Raw genomic sequence first — 17,728 nt, 5'->3', positions numbered from 1 at the left:
CGGAAGCAGCCTGGATTGCTTCGCTTCGCTCGCAATGACGAAGGGGTCACAGTGCGCCCCTCACTCCGTTTCGAAATCTCCCGCTTGCGGCGCCGCCAACGGCGTGAACTCGCAACGGTCCGGCTTGATGTCGATCAGTGGCGTGTTGTCGAGGCAATCGAGCCCGCGCACCAGGATCGCATTGCCTTCGATGCCGACCAGCTTCACGACCGAGGTGCCGATCGGATTGGGCCTCACCGGCGAGCGCAGCGAAAACGTGCCGCGGGTTTTCTCGTTATTCTTCGGGCTTTGCAGGATGATATCGCGGCGCGACTTGTCGAGCCAGTACAGCACTTCGAGATTGCTGTAGAAGTCGACGCCCTTGATCGCCGGCACGAACGGCTCGAAGATCTCAAGCCGGCAGACCGGGCCGTCATGCCGCCCTTGCCGCGGCGTCTCCAGCCGCGACGTCCAGGGGGTGCGGATGCGCCCGATGAAGACGAGACCGGCATCTTGCGTCGGTGGCAGCTCGATGGCGACCTCGCCCTCGCGGAGCTCCTGTTCGCGAACCATATTTCCTGTTTCCTTGCTGTTCGCCGGTGGTTTTAGCCCAACCACCACTTGCCGGCCAGCATGAAGACTTCGCCCGTGACCACGCCGGCAAAGATCGAGCGACGGGTCAGCAGGAAGACGACGAGCCCGGCCCCGACCGCGCCATAGCGTAAGGCACCGGGGACGCTGGCAAGCGCGCCCGGCGGCTCGACCACGATCTGGGCGATGACGCCGGCCAGGATCGCGGTGGCGACTGCCCGCACCCAGACCAGCAGCTCGGAGCCCTCGTCGATGCCGCCGCCGAACCACAGGCCCAGCATGCGCCATATCTGGTTTGGAACGACGCCGGCGACGAACAGAACGGCGAGCGCGTGCCAGTCGCCAATGAGGTGCGAAAAGCTCATGCGCGCACCGCCCGCCACCAATGCACGCCATAGGCGATCGTACCGGCCACCACGCCGCTGACGAGGATGTCCACGCCGGAGTTCATATTCGCGGCCAGCGGATAGAGCAATATGCCGAGCACGAGCGCGACGACATCGGCGATCTCGCGGCTGTTGCGCGCAGTCGAGAACAGGAACGACAGCGGCGTCAGCAACAGGATCGCAGCTCCAAGCGTCTGCGTCAGGTTGGCGGCGAGGAAATAGCCGACCGTGTTGGCACAGAGGCACACCGACACAAGGCCGCAGCCGAGCCCGTGAACGAAGGCGATGCGCCGCTCGCGCGGCACAAGCGGTAGGAAGCGATGGCACTCGACCCACAGCGTCACGGCCGTGAGATGCGCGGCGAAGACCAACTCGCGTCGCTTGGTCGTCCGTGTGCGCATCAGCGGTAGCACCGAGACCACCATCGGAAACAGACGGATCGCGCTGACGGTCACCGCGAGCGCGGATTGGATGACGGTCGCGCCCGAGCCGAGCGTGGTGATCAGGATGATCTGCGCGGGACCGGCCCAGACGAACAATGTCGAGCAAAGCGCCCAGAGCAGGCTGAAATGGGTGTCGTGGGCGAGCGCGCCGATGCCGAGATAGGTCACGAACAGCACGATGGTGAGGATGGTCTGCGTAATCGAACGCAGCCCCCACGCAAATGCGCGCAAGGGGCTTTGCCATTGAGATGAATCAAGCGGAGGAAGCGCCACGGAAGCTTTGGCCGAGGAGAGGAATCGTGCCTGCATAACGGGCGACGCAGCGGCTCGCGTCAAGGAAGCCCGCGGCGGGGCTGGCATGCGCGCATCCCCTACCCGCTCACACCGCGGTTCTTCAGCACAAAGCACGCACCGCCCGCCTTGCGGATGCGGTTGCACAGATCATCCGCTTCGCTGCGCGTGTCGGCGCCGATGCGCACTTGATAGAAGGCGCGCGTGCCGCGGCTGCGCATCACGGAAGACAGCAAGCTCGGATCGCGATCACCGATCACGGTGCTCAGCCGCGTGACCGCGCGGGAATACATCGCCAGCGCCCTATTGCGGTCGAAGCCAGCGGCGAGCTGTACGCCCCAGACCTTTGCGGCGGCAAGCTCGACATGCTGCTCGAGTTCGGCCACGAACGGATTGGGAGCGCGCTTGAGCAACGCCATGAGATCGCGGCAGCCCGTCGGCGGCGCGCTCGGCGGGCCGCTTCCGGTCGCGCCGGCCTTGGCCCACGTCTCCACTGTCGCACCGGTAATGGCGAGAACGTAGTTGCGGGTCTGCTCCGGCATTGAACCGGTGCCCGCGAGCCATTCCTGCACCCGCCGCGGGCCGGCGTTGTAGGCGGCAGCCGCGAGGCCGAGATTGCCGAACTGGTTGCGCAGCTCATTGAGGAATTCGGCCGACTTGGGCAGCGCCTGCACCGGATTGAAGGGATCAAGCAGCCCGCGCTCGCCGGCGGTGCCTGGCATGAACTGTGCGATGCCCTGCGCGCGTTCGCCGTTGCGGGTCACCGGTCCGACGGCGTCGGACTGGAAGCGGCTCTCCTGCCAGATCACGCGGGCGAAGAACTCCAGCGGCAGATTGGCCTGGCGCGCGGCCGCCTCGATGATCAGGCAGAGCGACTCCCGCGTGTCGCTCTCGCGGGCATCTTTCGGTTTCTCCGCCGGTTTCTCTGGTTCCTGGGCATTCGGTGACACGACGGGCCCAGGCGCCTCCTCCGCCAGCGCCGGCGACAGCACGAGGGTCTGGCACAAGACAGCGATGATCCGAGCTATTCGCATGGCATTGCCGCTATGGGACAATTCAGACCTTGACTTGGAACCCCAGCCCTCTAGCAACGAGCAGCAATATCAATGCAGGTCGCGCCCTGATGGTGACAATCTTTTTTGATCTCGACGGCACACTGACCAACCCAAAGCCCGGGATCACCCGCTCGATCCAGTACGCGCTGGAACGGCTCGGCGTTTCGGTGCCGAGCGAGGACGAACTGACCTGGTGCATCGGCCCACCGCTGCATGCCAGCCTCAAGAAGCTCACCGGGACCGATGAACTCGCTGACCGTGCGCTCCTGCTCTATCGCGAGCGCTTCAGCGACATCGGCCTGTTCGAGAATGAGGCTTACAGCGGAATTACGGACACATTGTCGAGGCTCGCAGCGACACGTCAGCGCATGTTCGTGGCAACCAGCAAGCCTGCCGTCTACGCCACGCGCATCGTCGATCATTTCGCCCTGAAGCCCTATTTCGAGCGCGTGTTCGGCTCCGAGCTCGACGGCACGCGCGTCGACAAGCGCGACCTGCTCCGCTACGCGCTCGAGGAAGCCAGGGTTGATCCGCAGCACGCGGTCATGATCGGCGATCGCAGCCATGACGTGGTCGGCGCCCGCGCCAACGGCATAACCGCCATCGGCGTGCTCTACGGCTACGGCAGCGAGGCCGAGCTGCTCGACGCCGGCGCTCATCACATCTGCGCCGCACATCCCGAGCTGCTCCGCCACTGCGTGACCTAGCCGATCAGGCGCGGACGGCCTACACCGCCGCCAGCATGCCCGTCTTCGGATGACAGTTCAGATATTCGAAGAACTGCTCGTCGGCGGCAGCCACCGTGACTTCGTGATAGAGCCGCAACTTGGCTGACGGCCCGAGCGTCGACAGATATTTCATCGCGGCGCCGAAAATCTTGAGGTGGGTCGGATGCGACTCCGCCCAGCGTTCGAGCGCAGCGAGACTCTTCCACCAGCTCTGGCCATAGGACTTTTCGCTGACGCTGCCATCAGCCGCGAGCATCCGCATGTAGCGATGGGCGTAACAGCCGATGCCAAGGCCGTCGTCGCGCAGGAAATCCATGCCCTGGCGCAGCACCGGCTCGACGTCGTCGAGATAGAGCTTGCGCTCGGACGTCTCGGTATCGCTCCAGTCCTGCCCAGAGCGGATCAGGCAGAGATTGTCGTGCGCCACGACGCGCAGCCGCGCGCCAGCGCGGATCAGCTCCGGTGCGCCGCCTGGCGTCATCGCATCCGTTTGGGACAGCGGAATGCGATCACGCATGCCGCCCCAATACGCGTGCTCCTGCACCTCGCCGCTCATGTCGGCGGCGATTGCGGCGACACCTTCGGGCCGGTCAGGCGAGGAGAACAGCGTCTCGTGCCGCGCCACAATGGGTCGCAGCACCTCGATGAAGGTGCCGATATCGTCTCGCTGACTTCCGGTCCACGCCTCTCGCGCAGGTGCGAACCAGGCATCGAAGCGTGCGACGTCGTCCCAATAACCGACGGAGACAACGTTCTCATGGCCGAACTGGTCGACATAATGCGCGCGGTCCCAGTGGGACGGACCGTTCTCTGCAGCGAAGAGCTCCGCAATTTCTGTCAAAGCGTCCGTCGCCGCCGGTGCCACACCGCGATACTGGACACCGAGATAGGCCATCACGACGCGGTTCACGGCTGGCTTGTAGCGCGCCACGAACGACGGATATGGCGGCTGGTAGTCGTCCGGCACGCGCTTGTGGCGCGTGCGCTGGGTTTCGAGATGCAGAGGAATTGCGGATTCCATGATCATGCTTTCCCGTGGTCCCGGCGATCAGCTCGCCGCGGCGGCGATGTCCGTGGGCTCGACCATATCGACCGGCAGCGCAAACTGCTCGACCCGCTTGTACGGCTTGTTGTTGAGCAGGAGCCGCGTCACGTCGGGCCGCGAATAATGCCCGGCGGGATCGGCGGCGTTCTTTGCAACACCGATGGCGCCGAGGTCGATCTCGGCAATCAGGAGACCCTCCTGGTCCGGCGCCAGCTTCTCGCCGATCTGGCTGCCGTCGGGGCCATAGATCGCGGCAAAGCCGCCGCCGGCATGCAGCAGAGCATGCTTGTCGGGCCGGTCGCAAAGCTCGTCGATCATTCCTTGCGACACCGTCGCGCAAGGCGCGAGCACGAAGCAGGAGCCTTCCACCGCGTAAACGCGCGAAGCCGCATTGTTGACCTCGGCGCCGAGCGCCGGCGCGAAGGGATCGTAGAGCGAGAAGCTCGGCCAGGCGGCGACATGCACCTGCTCGTTCTGGGCGTACATCGCGTATTTCGACAGCGGCTGGAGATGCTCCCAGCAGCACAGTGCGCCGAGGCGGCCGATGTCGGCTCTCGCATGCACGGCAAGGTCGCTGCCGTCGCCCTCGCCATAGACGGTGCGCTCGGCATGGGTCGGCCGCAGCTTGCGGCGCTTTGCGATGGTCTCGCCGCCGGGCCCGATCAGCCATTGCGCCAGATAGAGGCTGCCGCCGTCGCGCTCGGACAGGCCGATCACGGCGGTGAGCTTTGCCTTGCGCACGGCCTCGCGCAGCTTTTCAGCCTGCGGGCTGTCATAGGACAGTGAATTGTCGAAATAGCGCTGCACGAAGCCGCGGCCGATCGCCCATGCCGGCGAGTCCATCCAGATATGCTAGGGGTAACCGGGGATGAACGCCTCAGGAAAGGCGACCAGCTTGGCGCCCTTTTCCGCGGCCTCCGTGATCAACGCGATCGACTTGGCGATCGAGGCGTCGAGGTCGAGCCAGGCCGGCGCCGCCTGTACCACTGCCACCTTGTATTTCGGATGTTCGATGCCCATTCCCGCCTCCATCGCCGGTTGATCGGAAGCCACGTCCGATGCAGTCTATTTGGCCAAGCCGGACGGCCGGGCGCTCGACCAGGGCGGAACAAAAACTCGACTGGACGCGCCCGCCAACCGGTACGGGATTTGCCTCCGGGCAGGCTGGATCCGCCAACAGGCGATTTTTGCAGGGTGTGAAAGGGAGGCTCCTCAGATGCCAATCCAGTTCACGACGGACGGCAGCCCCGGCTACCGGCGGCTGGCCCTCTGGCAGGACATTGTCTGCGACGTCTTCGTCGGGCTCGACTGCAAGTCGGACGTTGGTAGCGCCTTTCACGGCTCGGTCACGCAGGCTTCGCTCGGCAGGGCCGTGTGCTCCGAGGTCTGCTCCGACCGCCAGCATGTCTTCCGCACGCCCTCGCGCATCGCGCGCTCTGATCAGGATTTCGTCCTGGTCGCGCTCGGCAATCGCGGGAACGGCGGCGTGGTGCAGGATGGCCGCGAGACCGTGATCCATCCCGGCGAATTCGCGCTGTATGACACCACGCGGCCGTATGAGCTGAAGTTCAACGACAGCTTCACGCAGACCATCTTCAAGGTGCCGCGTGAGATGCTGCAGCGCCGGCTCGGCGGCACCGAGGCACTGACCGCGATTGCGTTCGGCGCCGATGTGCCGCTCGAACGGCTCGCCTATGATTTCATTGTCAGGCTCTGCCAGAGCGCGGACCAACTTGCTCCAAACAACGCGGCCGCACTGTCGGAGCAGGCGGTCGATCTCCTTGCGATGGCGCTCGGCGAGCGGCTCGGCAAGACGTCGCTGCCGTCCTCGACCCATCGCTCCGCCCTGCTCTACCGGCTAAAGGCGCACATCCGCGCGCATCTTGCTGATCCCGACCTCTCGCTCGCGGAGGCCGCGGCCGCGCTCGGCATCTCGCCGCGCTATGTCAACGATCTCCTCGCCGACGAGGACACCTCGTTCCAGCGCCATGTCCTCGCCGAACGCCTCGCCCAATGCAGGCGCGACCTCGCCTCGCCCGTGCTCGCCCATCGCCACATTAGCGAGATCGCCTTCGCCTGGGGCTTCAACGACCTCTCGCATTTCGGCCGCGTCTTCCGCGACCATTTCGGCATGTCGCCGCGCGACTTCCGGCAGAGCCAGTCGCGGCACTGACAGTCCAGTCAGCGATCACCTCGAGCCTTCGCTTCGAGCGAAGGCAGCGCTCGCCAATTCCAAATTGTCTTGCCTGCTGACCTGCCTCAAGCTGGCACGCATGAGGACCGACGCCACCATAAGCGGAACGGAGCTATTGCTTGGTGTGATCGCCATCCGGCTCGCGCTGCTCGTCCTGGTAGGCTGGGGGTTGACGCTCCTGCCGCGGCAGCCGGGTGACTACCAGCTCGCCTGCTTCTCCTCGTCCGCAACGACGATCGAAATCCAGCCCGAGGCGAAAGCGATCGACCCGCGCGTTGCCGACGCGGCCTTCGCTGACATGCTGCGGCACGACTAGGGCATTGCCAAGCCATGCCGGGCTCTCGCGAAAGCGCTCCCGACTCCTTTCTTTTCATGGCGGAAGCCCGGCTCCCGGCAGGGGAACTGTCCGTGTCCTGACGGGTTGCTGTCGATCCGGCAATTTCCTATTCGGAGATGAATCACGGCTCGAATCAACCGCGCCTCCATCATGTCATCCGCCCCGATCGAGCATGCCGACGGCCTGCCGCAGCCGCAGCGCAGCCAGGCGGTGCTGACCATTGCGCTTGGCATCATCATGGCGGTGGTCGACAGCGCCATCGCCAATGTGGCGCTGCCGACGATCGCGGCCGACCTCGATGCGAGCCCGGCCTTCTCGATCTGGATCGTCAACGGTTACCAGCTCGCGATCACGATCTCGCTGCTGCCGCTGGCTTCGCTTGGCGAGATCGTCGGCTATCGTCGCGTCTATCTGGTCGGGCTCGCACTGTTCACGCTCGCATCCGCGTTGTGCGCGCTGGCACACACGCTGCCGCTCCTGACAATCGCGCGCATCATCCAGGGCTTTGGCGCGGCCGGAATCATGAGCGTCAACGCGGCGCTGGTGCGCTTCACCTATCCGCGCAGCCAGCTCGGCCGCGGCATCGGGCTCAACGCGCTCGTGGTCGCCTTCTCGGCCGCGGTTGGCCCGACGCTCGCCGCCGGGATTCTCGCGATCGGAAGCTGGCCCTGGCTGTTCGCCATCAACCTCCCGCTCGGTGCGGTGACATTGCTGATCGGCTTGCGCAGCCTGCCGCACACCAGGCCCGCAAGCCGTTCCTTCGATTGGCAGAGCGCGGGGCTCTCCGCGATCACGTTCGGCGTCGGCATCGCCGCCGTCGACAGCGTCGGCCATGGCGAGGCGGCGGTCACCTGCCTCGTGCAGTTCGCCATCGCCATCGTCGCCGGCGCGCTGCTGATCTATCGCGAAACCCACATGACCTCGCCGCTGTTGCCGATCGATCTGTTGCGCATCCCGGTGTTCGCGCTGTCGATTGCGACCTCGATCGCATCGTTCTGCGGACAGATGCTGGCCTTCGTCGCGATCCCCTTTTATCTGCAGAGCCGCTTCGGCTATTCCGCCGTGCACATGGGCCTCTTGATCACGCCCTGGCCGATCGCGGTGGTTTTCGCCGCGCCCCTCGCTGGCCGCCTTGTCGAGCATTATCCCGCCGGCCTGCTCGGTGGTATCGGGCTCACGCTGTTCGCCTGCGGCCTCGGCGCGCTCGCCTTGCTGCCTGCAACGCCCGCGCCGTTCGACGTGATCTGGCGCATGGCGCTGGCCGGCGCCGGCTTCGGCCTGTTCCAGACCCCCAACAACCGCACCATGATCGCGGCCGCCCCGCGCGAGCGCGCCGGCGGCGCCAGCGGCATGCTGGGAACGGCCCGCCTGCTCGGCCAGACCACCGGCGCGGCACTGGTGGCGCTGTTCCTCGGCCGCTATCCGGTCGAAGGAACCCGGCTGGCGCTCCTCGCCGGTGTCGGCTTTGCACTCTGCGGCGCGGTGCTGAGCATGCTGCGACTGTCGCCCCCGGGCGCGCGCGGCGCCGAGCACGTTCGCGTGCAGGACGACCAGCGCCTGCGGGGTGAATGACGCCGCTACGGTGATGCGAGCAACAAAAAGACCGGCTTTTCAGCCGGCCTTTTCAACTCATCGCGTGCAAATCAGACTTTGACCAGTGGCCCTTTCGAGGTCGGCCCCTTGGAGCCGCCGGGACCGCCCGGCTTGGACTTGCCTGGCGGACGCTTGCGGGCGCCGGGCAGCTTCTCCTGCTTCGGCGTGACCGGGCCCTCAACGAACTCGAAGCCGATCTTCTCCTTGGTCTCGTCGGCCTCGTCCTTGACGAGAACGACACGAACATGGCCGCCGCCCTTGAGCTTGCCGAACAGCACCTCGTCCGCCAGCGGCTTCTTGATGTGCTCCTGGATCACGCGGGCCATGGGACGTGCACCCATCTGCTCGTCGTAACCGTGCTGGACCAGCCAGGTCTTGGCCGGCTCGGACAGCTCGATGGTGACGTCGCGATCGCCAAGCTGCGCCTCGAGCTGAAGCACGAACTTCTCGACGACGGTGCCGATCACCTCGACGCTGAGATGGCTGAACGAGACGATGGCATCGAGGCGGTTGCGGAATTCCGGCGCGAACTGCCGGTTAATCGCCTCGTGGTCGTCGCCTTCCCGCTTCGAACGGGTGAAGCCGAACGCCTGCTTGGCGAGATCCGCCGCGCCCGCATTCGTGGTCATGATCAGGATCACGTTGCGGAAATTGACCTGCTTGCCGTTGTGGTCGGTAAGCCGGCCGTGATCCATGATCTGGAGCAGCACGTTGTAGAGATCGGGATGCGCCTTCTCGATCTCGTCCAGCAGCACCACGCAATGCGGATGCTGGTCGACGCCGTCGGTGAGCAGGCCGCCCTGGTCAAAGCCGACATAGCCGGGAGGCGCGCCGATCAGGCGCGACACGGTGTGCCGCTCCATGTACTCCGACATGTCGAAGCGCAGCAGCTCGACGCCGAGCGTCGCCGCGAGCTGCTTTGCGACCTCGGTCTTGCCGACGCCGGTCGGACCCGAGAACAGGTAGCAGCCGATCGGCTTCTCCGGCTCGCGCAGGCCAGCACGCGCCAGCTTGATCGAAGCGGCGAGCGACTCGATTGCCCTATCCTGGCCGAAAACGGTGCGCTTTAAGGTCTGCTCGAGATGCTTGAGCACCTCGGCATCGTCCTTCGACACGCTCTTCGGAGGAATCCGCGCCATCGAGGCGATCGTGGTCTCGATCTCCTTGATGCCGATGGTCTTCTTGCGCTTGTTCTCGGAGACCAGCATCTGTGCCGCACCGGATTCGTCGATCACGTCGATCGCCTTGTCCGGCAGCTTGCGGTCGTGGATGTAGCGCGAGGAGAGCTGGACGGCGGCCTCGATCGCCTCGTTGGTGTATTTCAGCCGGTGGTAGTCCTCGAAATACGGCTTGAGGCCCTTGAGGATCGCGATCGCATCCTCGACCGTCGGCTCGTTGATGTCGATCTTCTGGAAGCGCCGCACCAGCGCACGGTCCTTCTCGAAGTGCTGACGGTATTCCTTGTAGGTGGTCGAGCCCATGCAGCGGATGGTGCCCGAGGCCAGCGCCGGCTTGAGCAGGTTCGATGCGTCCATCGCCCCGCCCGACGTCGCACCCGCACCGATCACGGTGTGGATCTCGTCGATGAACAGGATGGCGTTGGGGTGCGCCTCGAGCTCCTTCAGCACCTGCTTCAGGCGCTCTTCGAAGTCGCCGCGATAACGCGTGCCGGCGAGCAGCGTGCCCATGTCGAGCGAGAACACCGTCGCGGCCGCCAGCACCTCCGGCACCTCGCTGTCGACGATGCGCTTGGCGAGGCCTTCCGCGATCGCGGTCTTGCCGACGCCGGCTTCGCCGACGAACAGCGGGTTGTTCTTCTGCCGGCGGCACAGCACCTGGATCGCGCGGTTGATCTCGGAATTGCGTCCGATCACCGGGTCGATCTTGCCGTCGCGGGCCTTCTTGTTGAGGTTGACGCAATAGGTCTCGAGCGCCTCGCCCTTCTTCTTGGCGTCCTCGTTGCCCTTGGCCTCCGTCTCCTCGTCGACGCCGCGCACGGGCCGCGCTTCGGAGACGCCTGGCCGCTTGGCGATGCCGTGGCTGATGTAGTTGACCGCGTCATAGCGCGTCATGTCCTGCTCCTGCAGGAAATACGCGGCATGGCTCTCGCGCTCGGCGAAGATTGCGATCAGCACGTTGGCGCCGGTCACCTCTTCGCGACCGGACGACTGCACGTGGATCACCGCGCGCTGGATCACGCGCTGGAAGCCGGCGGTCGGCTTGGCGTCGTCGGCGCCATCCGTCACCAGGTTCTCGAATTCGGTCTCAAGATAGTTGACGAGACTCGTGCGGAGCTTGTCGAGATCGACGCTACAGGCGCGCATGACGGCGGCTGCATCGGAGTCGTCGATCAAAGAGAGCAATAGATGCTCGAGCGTCGCGTATTGGTGATGACGCTCGTTTGCGATCGCCAGTGCACGATGCAGGGATTGTTCAAGGCTTTGGGAAAAAGTCGGCATTCGCGTCCTCTATGGCCCCCACCATCATGATCGTCATCGCCCGGTCAGGCAACAACAACCTTTCTCACATATAGTTATACAAGAGCGCGGCGAAAGACCGGTTCCGCGACTCAGGCGGCTGCACACAAGGCCGGCATTTTCGATGCAAGACCCGTTCCGATTTGGGCGGGATCGGCGCCGGCACAGAATTCCGTAGTTCTGCCGGCTGCAGCGGATGCCGCGCGCAGACCTCGCGCGACGATCACACCGCCACTACGCAAGAGCCGGCTTCAAGCGCGCCGTGAGGCATCTTACTTCTTTTCCATCACGCATTGCAGCGGATGCTGGTGCTTGCGGGCGAAGTCCATCACCTGCGTCACCTTGGTCTCGGCAATCTCGTAGGTGAATACGCCGCACTCGCCGATGCCGTGATGATGGACGTGCAGCATGATCTTGGTCGCAGCCTCGACGTCCTTTTGGAAGAATTTCTCCAGTACATGGACGACGAATTCCATCGGCGTGTAGTCATCGTTGAGGATCAGCACACGATACAGGTTCGGCCGTTTGGTCTTCGGCTTGACCTTTGTAATGACCGACGTGTTCGGCCCGGAAGGGCCGCCCGAACGGTTTTCGTCGTTGCTCATCCGGGGAGCGGAGGCGGCGGTGACCGCTGGCAGGTCCAGTCTGGAAGTCAGTTGCGGCATGGCACAGGCGTTCAAATTCCCCAGGGAAGCGGAAGCGAATGACGGTCTGCGGCGCAGCTCAGTACCTCGGAGCCTCGCACAAGCGCGCCGCCTTTCCGGATCGCCGCTTCCGAGCGGTCCGGTCCGAACCGGATCGTTCGCTAGCAATATGGCCCTGCCCCCGGCTCGCCGCAAGCGTGCAAAGGTTTGGCCGATGCGGCCGCGGCGGTCCCGATTCCCGGCCCGGCGATCCAAACCAAGGTTAATCAATCCGGATCGATTTGACAAAAATTTCCACTGTGACTGTTTGGACCTGTTGACCAGGAACCCGGCCGTTAGCGCGACTGCGACGGTTTCGACGGGATATCTCCGGCTTTCTACGGTCCCATTTACCGACCCTTCAAGGGCCTGGGGCGAAATCGGGCAAACCACAGATTTCGGGGGTCGTCATGCTTCACCTGCCCGTTGTCCGCCGCATTGGTCGACAGCTCGCCAGCTTCGGGAAGGCCGAGCAAGGCAACATCGCGGTGATCTTCGCCATCGCGCTCGTCCCAGTGCTGACCTTCGTCGGTGCCGCGATCGATTACAGCCGGGCCACCCGCGCGCGATCGTCAATGCAGGCCGCCCTGGATTCGACCGCGCTGATGCTGTCGAGGGACCTGACAGCCGGTACCATCTCCCAGTCCCAGATCAGCCAGAAAGCGGCAGACTATTTCAAGGGCCTGTTCGCCGGTAGCGAAGCCGCGGACACGGCAGCAAAGACAAGGGTTCAGCTAACGGCAACCTACACTGCGGCGACCACAAGCGCGGCAGCGAAGATCCTTCTGGAAGGCTCCAGCTACATCGATTCCATGTTCATGCAGATCGCCGGCTATCCGACGCTCGGCTTCAATACCACGTCGACCGCAACCTGGGGCAACGCGAAGATGCGCGTGGCGCTCGCGCTCGACAACACGGGGTCGATGGCTCAGAACGGAAAAATGACGGCATTGAGGAATGCAGTGGCCGGAAGCGGCGGCCTGATCGACCAGCTCAGCGCGCTCAGCAAGAACGATGGCGACGTCTACATTTCACTCGTTCCTTTTGCCAAAACCGTCAATGTCGGAGCAAGCAATTACGGCCAGAGCTGGATTGACTGGACGGACTGGCTCAATCCGCCCACCGCACAGCCGGCGAACGTGGTCGGGAATTACCAGGCGAGTCTTCCGATGAATTGGCACGCAGTGGGACCCGGGGCGCGCTGCCCCTGGTCAAACAACAGCGGCGGCTTCTACTGCACGAGCGGAGCGACCAACAACAGCTCGAAATACACGGTCAGTGGCGTCAACGTTGTTCCCCCGAGCGGCTACATCTGCCCGGGCGTCGACGCCAATTCCCACACCATGTACAACGGCTGCTGGGAGAGCAAGTCTGCGGGCAATGGAACGTTCTGCTCCGGCAGCTCAAGCTGCAGCTGCCCGCTCGATGCCTCGGGCAACAGCGTCTCCGGTTGCAGTTGCACCGGCAGCGGCAACGGAAAATCGTGCACCGGCCAGCTCTATACCCACGATTGGACACAGCCTGGGCCGAACGACCTCACCCATAACCTGAATCAGCCGCGGGTGAGCGCCGTCGTCGGCTTCGCCAACAACAAATGGACTGCCAGCAACCCGACCCCCACCGTTCAGAACAATTGGCAGCAGGCATCCACCAACCCGATCAACACATGGACGGGCTGTATCGCTGATCGCACCCAGCCCAACGACGCAACCGGTACGTCCCCTTCGTCGTCCAATACCGCAACGCTGTTCCCGGCCAACCAATATTTCGAAAACAGCACCGCCTATTGCAGCGACAGCTCTTCGCCCCAGCTCAAGCCGATCATGCCGCTCACCTACAATTGGAGCGCATTGAAGACGGCGGTCAACGCCATGCAACCCACCGGCGGCACAAATCAGGCGGTCGGCCTGGCTTGGGCCTGGCAATCTCTGCTGCAGGGCAATCCCCTGAACGCGCCCGCAGAGACTGGAACCGTCAACACCACTTACAATCGGGTGATCATCCTGTTGTCTGACGGTCTCAATACCGAGGACCGCTGGCCGGCATATGGCAACGGCAGCAATCAGACCACCACCTACGGCAACAGCACCTTCCCCGGCTCGATTGACGCCCGACAGCAAGTCCTGTGCGACAACCTGCACAACGCCAAGGATTCCAATGGCGCATCGATGTACACGATTTACGCAATCCAGGTGAACACCAGCGGCGACCCGACTTCGGCCATCCTCAAATATTGCGCGAGCAGCCCGGACAAGTTCTACGAGATCAAGAGCTCGACCGAGATCGCGACCATTTTCAATACGATCGGAACCGCGCTGAGCAAGCTGCGCCTGGCGAGGTGATCAACGTTTCCCACCGGCAAAAAAAGCCCGGCTGATCAGCCGGGCTTTTCGATTCCAAGACGTCCCGGAAAGCTCAGTTCGCAGCCGGGGTGAACTTCGACACAATGGTCTCGACCGGCTTGAGCGCCTGCTTGGCGAGGTCGCTGTAGAGACCGGCGATCTTCTGCGATTCCGCAACGAAGGTCTCGTAGGCGGAACGGGCGAAATCGGTCTGCGCTTCCATCGCCTTGTCCAGCGACTTCACGCCCGAGAGCTTTTCGACGAAGGACTTGGTGTCTTCGAACGACTTCTTGGTGTAGTCGCCATAAGCGCTCGCGATCGCCTGAAGGCCGTGCTGCACGGAGGTCGCGGAGGCGACGCACTGCTCGAACTGCTCTTTCCCGTAGTTCTGAAAGTCTTCAACCTTGAACATGTCGGAATCCTTTTCCCTGGCTCTCGTCGGGAAGCCCCGGCTCCCTGACTTTGCCTACAATTAGTGCAGCGCACAAAAAAGTCAAGAATCTTGTGCGTCGCACAAAAGCAGATTTAAATCGCGAAGATTCCCGGGGTTTTCCGCAAGGGTTCCTTAAGCTTTTGGAAACCGCGGCCCCCTACCCTGATTCCCTGGACGTGTTCACTTTCGCAGGCGGCCAAAGCCGTTTGAGAACATCACCTTAGCCAGAACAGCGGCTCAGGTCCAAACGTCCCCCGCGGTGAACATCAGCGGAGGGACAGCCTGAGCAGGTAATGATCCCGGGTCGATTGGGCACAATTTTGCCTCACGAGCCGGTGATCAAGTCAGAAACGGGGACGGGGTTCCATGCTTCGTAACAACTTGTCTGCCTCGCGCTTGGCGCGGGTTGGCGTTTTCGGGCTTCTTACGGTCACCACCGTAATCATCGTCACCACCGACGCTGCCGAAGCACGGCGCCACCGGCGCCATTACGCGCACCATCGGGTGCAGCGCGAGGTGTCCGAGAGCTCCAGCTCAAAATTTGCGTCCATCATTGTCGACGGCAATTCCGGCACGGTGCTCCAGTCGACCAGCCCCGACGCACTGCGTCACCCCGCCTCGCTCACCAAGATCATGACGCTCTACTTGCTGTTCGAGCGCCTCGAATCCGGCAAGCTGAAGCTCGACAGCGAGATGCCGGTGTCGCAGCATGCCGCCGACCAAGATCCGACCAAGCTCAACCTCCGCCCCGGCCAGACCATCCGCGTCGAGGACGCGATCAAGGGCCTCGTGACGCGTTCCGCCAATGACGCCGCCGTGGTGATCGCAGAAACGATCGGCGGCGACGAGAGCGATTTCGCCCAGATGATGACGCGCAAGGCACGCGCGCTCGGCATGTCCAAGACCGTCTATCGCAACGCTTCGGGCCTGCCGAACGACGAGCAGGTGACGACCGCACGCGACCAGGCCACGCTCGGCCGCGCCATCCAGGAGCGCTTCCCGCGCTACTATCGCTACTTCGCGACCGCCTCGTTCAACTGGCGCGGACAGTCGATCCGGAACCACAATCACCTGCTCGGCAATGTCGAGGGCGTGGACGGCATCAAGACCGGCTACACCCGCGCTTCCGGTTTCAACCTCGTCACCTCGATGCGCCGCGGCAATCGCCATCTGATCGGCGTTGTGCTCGGCGGCCGCAGCGGCAGCTCCCGCGACGCGATCATGCGCAATCTGCTCGCGGAGAATCTCGAGAAGGGCGCGACCACCCACACCGTCGCCGCCGTCACCGAGCGCAACGGCGCCGACGCCAGTGCCGAGGTCGCCGACGCCTCGGATGCTCCACGCTCTGCCCCGCAGGTCCAGGCCGCGGCGGCCCCTGCTCCCGAGGCCGCCTCGTCCCGCCTTGCCGCGCGTCTGTCGACGCTGGCGGCTGCGACTGCCGCGATGCCGCCGGCTCAGGCCAAGCCTGAAGTTCGCCCGGCTGAAGCCAAGATCGAGCCGGCGCCGCTCACCAATGGCGTGATCTCAAGCCAGCCGCTGTCCATCATCCCCGGCTCGTCCGAACCGATGAAGCCGGTCCGGGTCAAGACCGTTCAGGTCAAGGCCGGCGCCGTGAAAGTCGCCTCCGCTGCCCCGGCGCAGGTGTCGCCACCGGTCACGAACACCATTCCGTCCCGGTCCGATGTCCCGGAAACGTCCGGCGCCGTCGTCGCCCGGGCCGATCTCATCAACAGGCCCGAAATCCCGAGCCAGCCGGAAGCGCCGAAGTCCGAGATCGCCCGCACCGAGCTGCCACGGCAGCCGGCGGGCTTCGGCACCGGCAACGGCATCCTCGGCGTGCTGCCAGCCGCACCCGCCGCCGCTCCCGCCCCGGCCGCTCCGAAGCTTGCTTCCGCCGATCCGGCGCCGCGGCCAATCCAGATGAGCGCCACGACCAAGCCAGTCGTCACCCACAGCGGCTGGATCGTCCAGGTCGGTGCGCTCGAGAGCGAGAGCGAAGCCCAGCAACGCATCGACGCCGCCCGCAGCTCGGCCCGCGGCCTGCTCAGCAAGGCCGACCCGTTCACCGAGCCGGTCGTCGCCAAGGACAATCGCAAGCTCTACCGTGCCCGCTTCGCCGGGCTCGAGCGCGACCAGGCCGAAGCGGTCTGCCGCACCCTGAAGCGCGCCGAAATCTCCTGCATCACCGTGCGCAACTGATCTCTCGAGTCTCTCAAAGCAAATGCCCGCCTTGCGCGGGCATTTTCGTTTTGGGGTGACGCCGAGGCTGTTCCGCGACAACCTCTCGTCAACAATTTACGGTTAAAACTTTCCTCAAGGGATCGACCACGCCGACAATGGCGGGCATCGGGGCGACGGCAGACAGAGCAAGCGGAGCTCACGCGGTACGGGCGTTTGTAGCGTGGTGCCGGAGTTAGCCGTTATGCGTACGAAGCAGAGTATCCTTGGCCTCGTTTACACGGGCAGCGAGATACGTCGAGCCCCCCTGGTCGGGATGGAGTTTCTTCATCAGGGACTTGTGAGCCCTGCTGATGTCGTCACGCCCCGCGCCCGGCTGCAAGCCAAGGATCTGATAGGCCTCCTCCGCCGTCATTTTGCCGCTCGCCGCCGTGCGACGCTGCCGCCCTGCCGCATCGCCCTGCGCGTTCTGACGCCAAGCGGGAAACCGGCGGTCCAGATAGCTTTCAAGTAAGGCCACACTCTCGGCATCGAACGCCGGCACCATCGCCAGCAGGCCGGCAAGATCGAACTCGCCGAGATCGCGCCCGGCATGAGGTCCGGCAACGATCCGGCCTGTCAGCTGGCCGGTGTCGTGGTCGAGCCGCATGTCGAGGAATTGCGAACGCACGCGCGAGGCCTGTCCGGAGGCGCGCGTCGCGCCGCCGCCGAACAGCCCTCCGACATTGCCGAAGCCGGCGTTGGCCAAGGGTGTCCAGCCGAGCAGCCCGGCGCCGAAGATGCCGAGCGGAATCGCGACCGCCAGTTCTCCCCGCAGACCCGTGAACGCTGCGACCGCCAGCGCCACCACGCCGCCACCGAGCTTGATGGTGCGCGCCAGCACCGCCGGATTGGCGGAGCGGAACATCTGGAGCAGCAGATAAAGCGTGATAACGGCGACAGCGCCGGCGAGCAGGGTCATGGGCGGAATATA

15 protein-coding genes and 1 pseudogene are annotated in these 17,728 nt (G+C 64.4%); 6 read left to right on the top strand and 10 right to left on the bottom strand.

The genetic code is table 11. The features are described 5' to 3' along the window. Positions 1–60: 60 nt before the first annotated feature. From tsaA to IVA78_RS07955, 4 genes are all read right to left on the bottom strand, one after another. Complete coding sequence (tsaA, locus tag IVA78_RS07970; protein ID WP_247275771.1) at positions 61–552, bottom strand: tRNA (N6-threonylcarbamoyladenosine(37)-N6)-methyltransferase TrmO; 492 nt, start codon at positions 550–552, stop codon at positions 61–63. Between the two features lie 32 nt (positions 553–584). Next, positions 585–935, bottom strand: coding sequence for an AzlD domain-containing protein (locus IVA78_RS07965; protein WP_247275770.1), 351 nt, complete (start codon positions 933–935; stop codon positions 585–587). Further along, a complete protein-coding gene (locus tag IVA78_RS07960; protein WP_247275769.1) occupies positions 932–1,672 on the bottom strand; it encodes an AzlC family ABC transporter permease in 741 nt (246 codons plus the stop codon). The genes IVA78_RS07965 and IVA78_RS07960 overlap by 4 nt, the downstream gene beginning before the upstream one ends. A 98-nt stretch (positions 1,673–1,770) precedes the next feature. Continuing rightward, entirely contained in the window at positions 1,771–2,724 is a 954-nt protein-coding gene (locus tag IVA78_RS07955) for a lytic transglycosylase domain-containing protein (protein ID WP_247420624.1), read from the bottom strand. Between the two features lie 89 nt (positions 2,725–2,813). Between IVA78_RS07955 and IVA78_RS07950 the strand changes: the two genes are divergently transcribed. Next, positions 2,814–3,452 carry an HAD family hydrolase gene (locus tag IVA78_RS07950; protein WP_247275767.1) on the top strand — a complete coding sequence of 213 codons (639 nt, stop codon included), beginning with the start codon at positions 2,814–2,816 and terminating at the stop codon, positions 3,450–3,452. A 19-nt stretch (positions 3,453–3,471) separates the two neighbouring features. On the opposite strand, the gene IVA78_RS07945 is transcribed toward IVA78_RS07950, so the two are convergent. Together IVA78_RS07945 and IVA78_RS07940 are read right to left on the bottom strand one after the other, a co-directional pair. Beyond that, on the bottom strand, positions 3,472–4,494 hold the full coding sequence (locus IVA78_RS07945) for a phenylacetaldoxime dehydratase family protein (protein ID WP_247464978.1): 1,023 nt from the start codon (positions 4,492–4,494) through the stop codon (positions 3,472–3,474). A gap of 27 nt (positions 4,495–4,521) precedes the next feature. Continuing rightward, a pseudogene (locus tag IVA78_RS07940) lies at positions 4,522–5,538 on the bottom strand (carbon-nitrogen hydrolase family protein). Between the two features lie 196 nt (positions 5,539–5,734). On the opposite strand from IVA78_RS07940, the gene IVA78_RS07935 reads away from it, so the two are divergent. The 3 genes from IVA78_RS07935 (at position 5,735) to IVA78_RS07925 (ending at position 8,621) form a co-directional block, all read left to right on the top strand. Continuing rightward, the gene (locus IVA78_RS07935; RefSeq protein ID WP_247275764.1) at positions 5,735–6,691 is read left to right on the top strand and encodes a helix-turn-helix domain-containing protein; all 957 of its coding nucleotides are present in this window, start codon (positions 5,735–5,737) and stop codon (positions 6,689–6,691) included. Positions 6,692–6,791: 100 nt separating this feature from the next. Further along, on the top strand, positions 6,792–7,028 hold the full coding sequence (locus tag IVA78_RS07930) for a hypothetical protein (RefSeq protein WP_247275763.1): 237 nt from the start codon (positions 6,792–6,794) through the stop codon (positions 7,026–7,028). Positions 7,029–7,199: 171 nt separating this feature from the next. Next, positions 7,200–8,621 carry an MFS transporter gene (locus IVA78_RS07925; RefSeq protein ID WP_247275762.1) on the top strand — a complete coding sequence of 474 codons (1,422 nt, stop codon included), beginning with the start codon at positions 7,200–7,202 and terminating at the stop codon, positions 8,619–8,621. A 71-nt stretch (positions 8,622–8,692) separates the two neighbouring features. Here the strand turns inward: IVA78_RS07925 and clpA are convergent, their stop codons facing one another. Both clpA and clpS read right to left on the bottom strand, forming a co-directional pair. After that, entirely contained in the window at positions 8,693–11,101 is a 2,409-nt protein-coding gene (gene clpA, locus IVA78_RS07920) for an ATP-dependent Clp protease ATP-binding subunit ClpA (protein ID WP_247275761.1), read from the bottom strand. Between the two features lie 290 nt (positions 11,102–11,391). Further along, positions 11,392–11,724, bottom strand: a complete 333-nt coding sequence (clpS, locus tag IVA78_RS07915; protein WP_164934959.1) for an ATP-dependent Clp protease adapter ClpS — start codon at positions 11,722–11,724, stop codon at positions 11,392–11,394. 488 nt (positions 11,725–12,212) lie between these two features. On the opposite strand from clpS, the gene IVA78_RS07910 reads away from it, so the two are divergent. Continuing rightward, the gene (locus IVA78_RS07910; RefSeq protein WP_247275760.1) at positions 12,213–14,144 is read left to right on the top strand and encodes a pilus assembly protein; all 1,932 of its coding nucleotides are present in this window, start codon (positions 12,213–12,215) and stop codon (positions 14,142–14,144) included. Positions 14,145–14,217: 73 nt separating this feature from the next. Here IVA78_RS07910 and IVA78_RS07905 read toward each other — a convergent pair whose 3' ends face one another. Next, entirely contained in the window at positions 14,218–14,556 is a 339-nt protein-coding gene (locus IVA78_RS07905) for a phasin family protein (protein WP_247275759.1), read from the bottom strand. A gap of 387 nt (positions 14,557–14,943) precedes the next feature. On the opposite strand from IVA78_RS07905, the gene IVA78_RS07900 reads away from it, so the two are divergent. Next, the gene (locus tag IVA78_RS07900; RefSeq protein WP_247275758.1) at positions 14,944–16,776 is read left to right on the top strand and encodes a D-alanyl-D-alanine carboxypeptidase; all 1,833 of its coding nucleotides are present in this window, start codon (positions 14,944–14,946) and stop codon (positions 16,774–16,776) included. Positions 16,777–16,990: 214 nt separating this feature from the next. On the opposite strand, the gene IVA78_RS07895 is transcribed toward IVA78_RS07900, so the two are convergent. Next, on the bottom strand, positions 16,991–17,716 hold the full coding sequence (locus tag IVA78_RS07895) for a DnaJ domain-containing protein (protein ID WP_247275757.1): 726 nt from the start codon (positions 17,714–17,716) through the stop codon (positions 16,991–16,993). Positions 17,717–17,728: the final 12 nt, after the last annotated feature.

Origin of the sequence: Bradyrhizobium sp. 137 (assembly GCF_023074095.1) — a bacterium.
Classification (GTDB): domain Bacteria; phylum Pseudomonadota; class Alphaproteobacteria; order Rhizobiales; family Xanthobacteraceae; genus Bradyrhizobium.
This window is presented reverse-complemented; position numbering and strand designations above follow the sequence as displayed.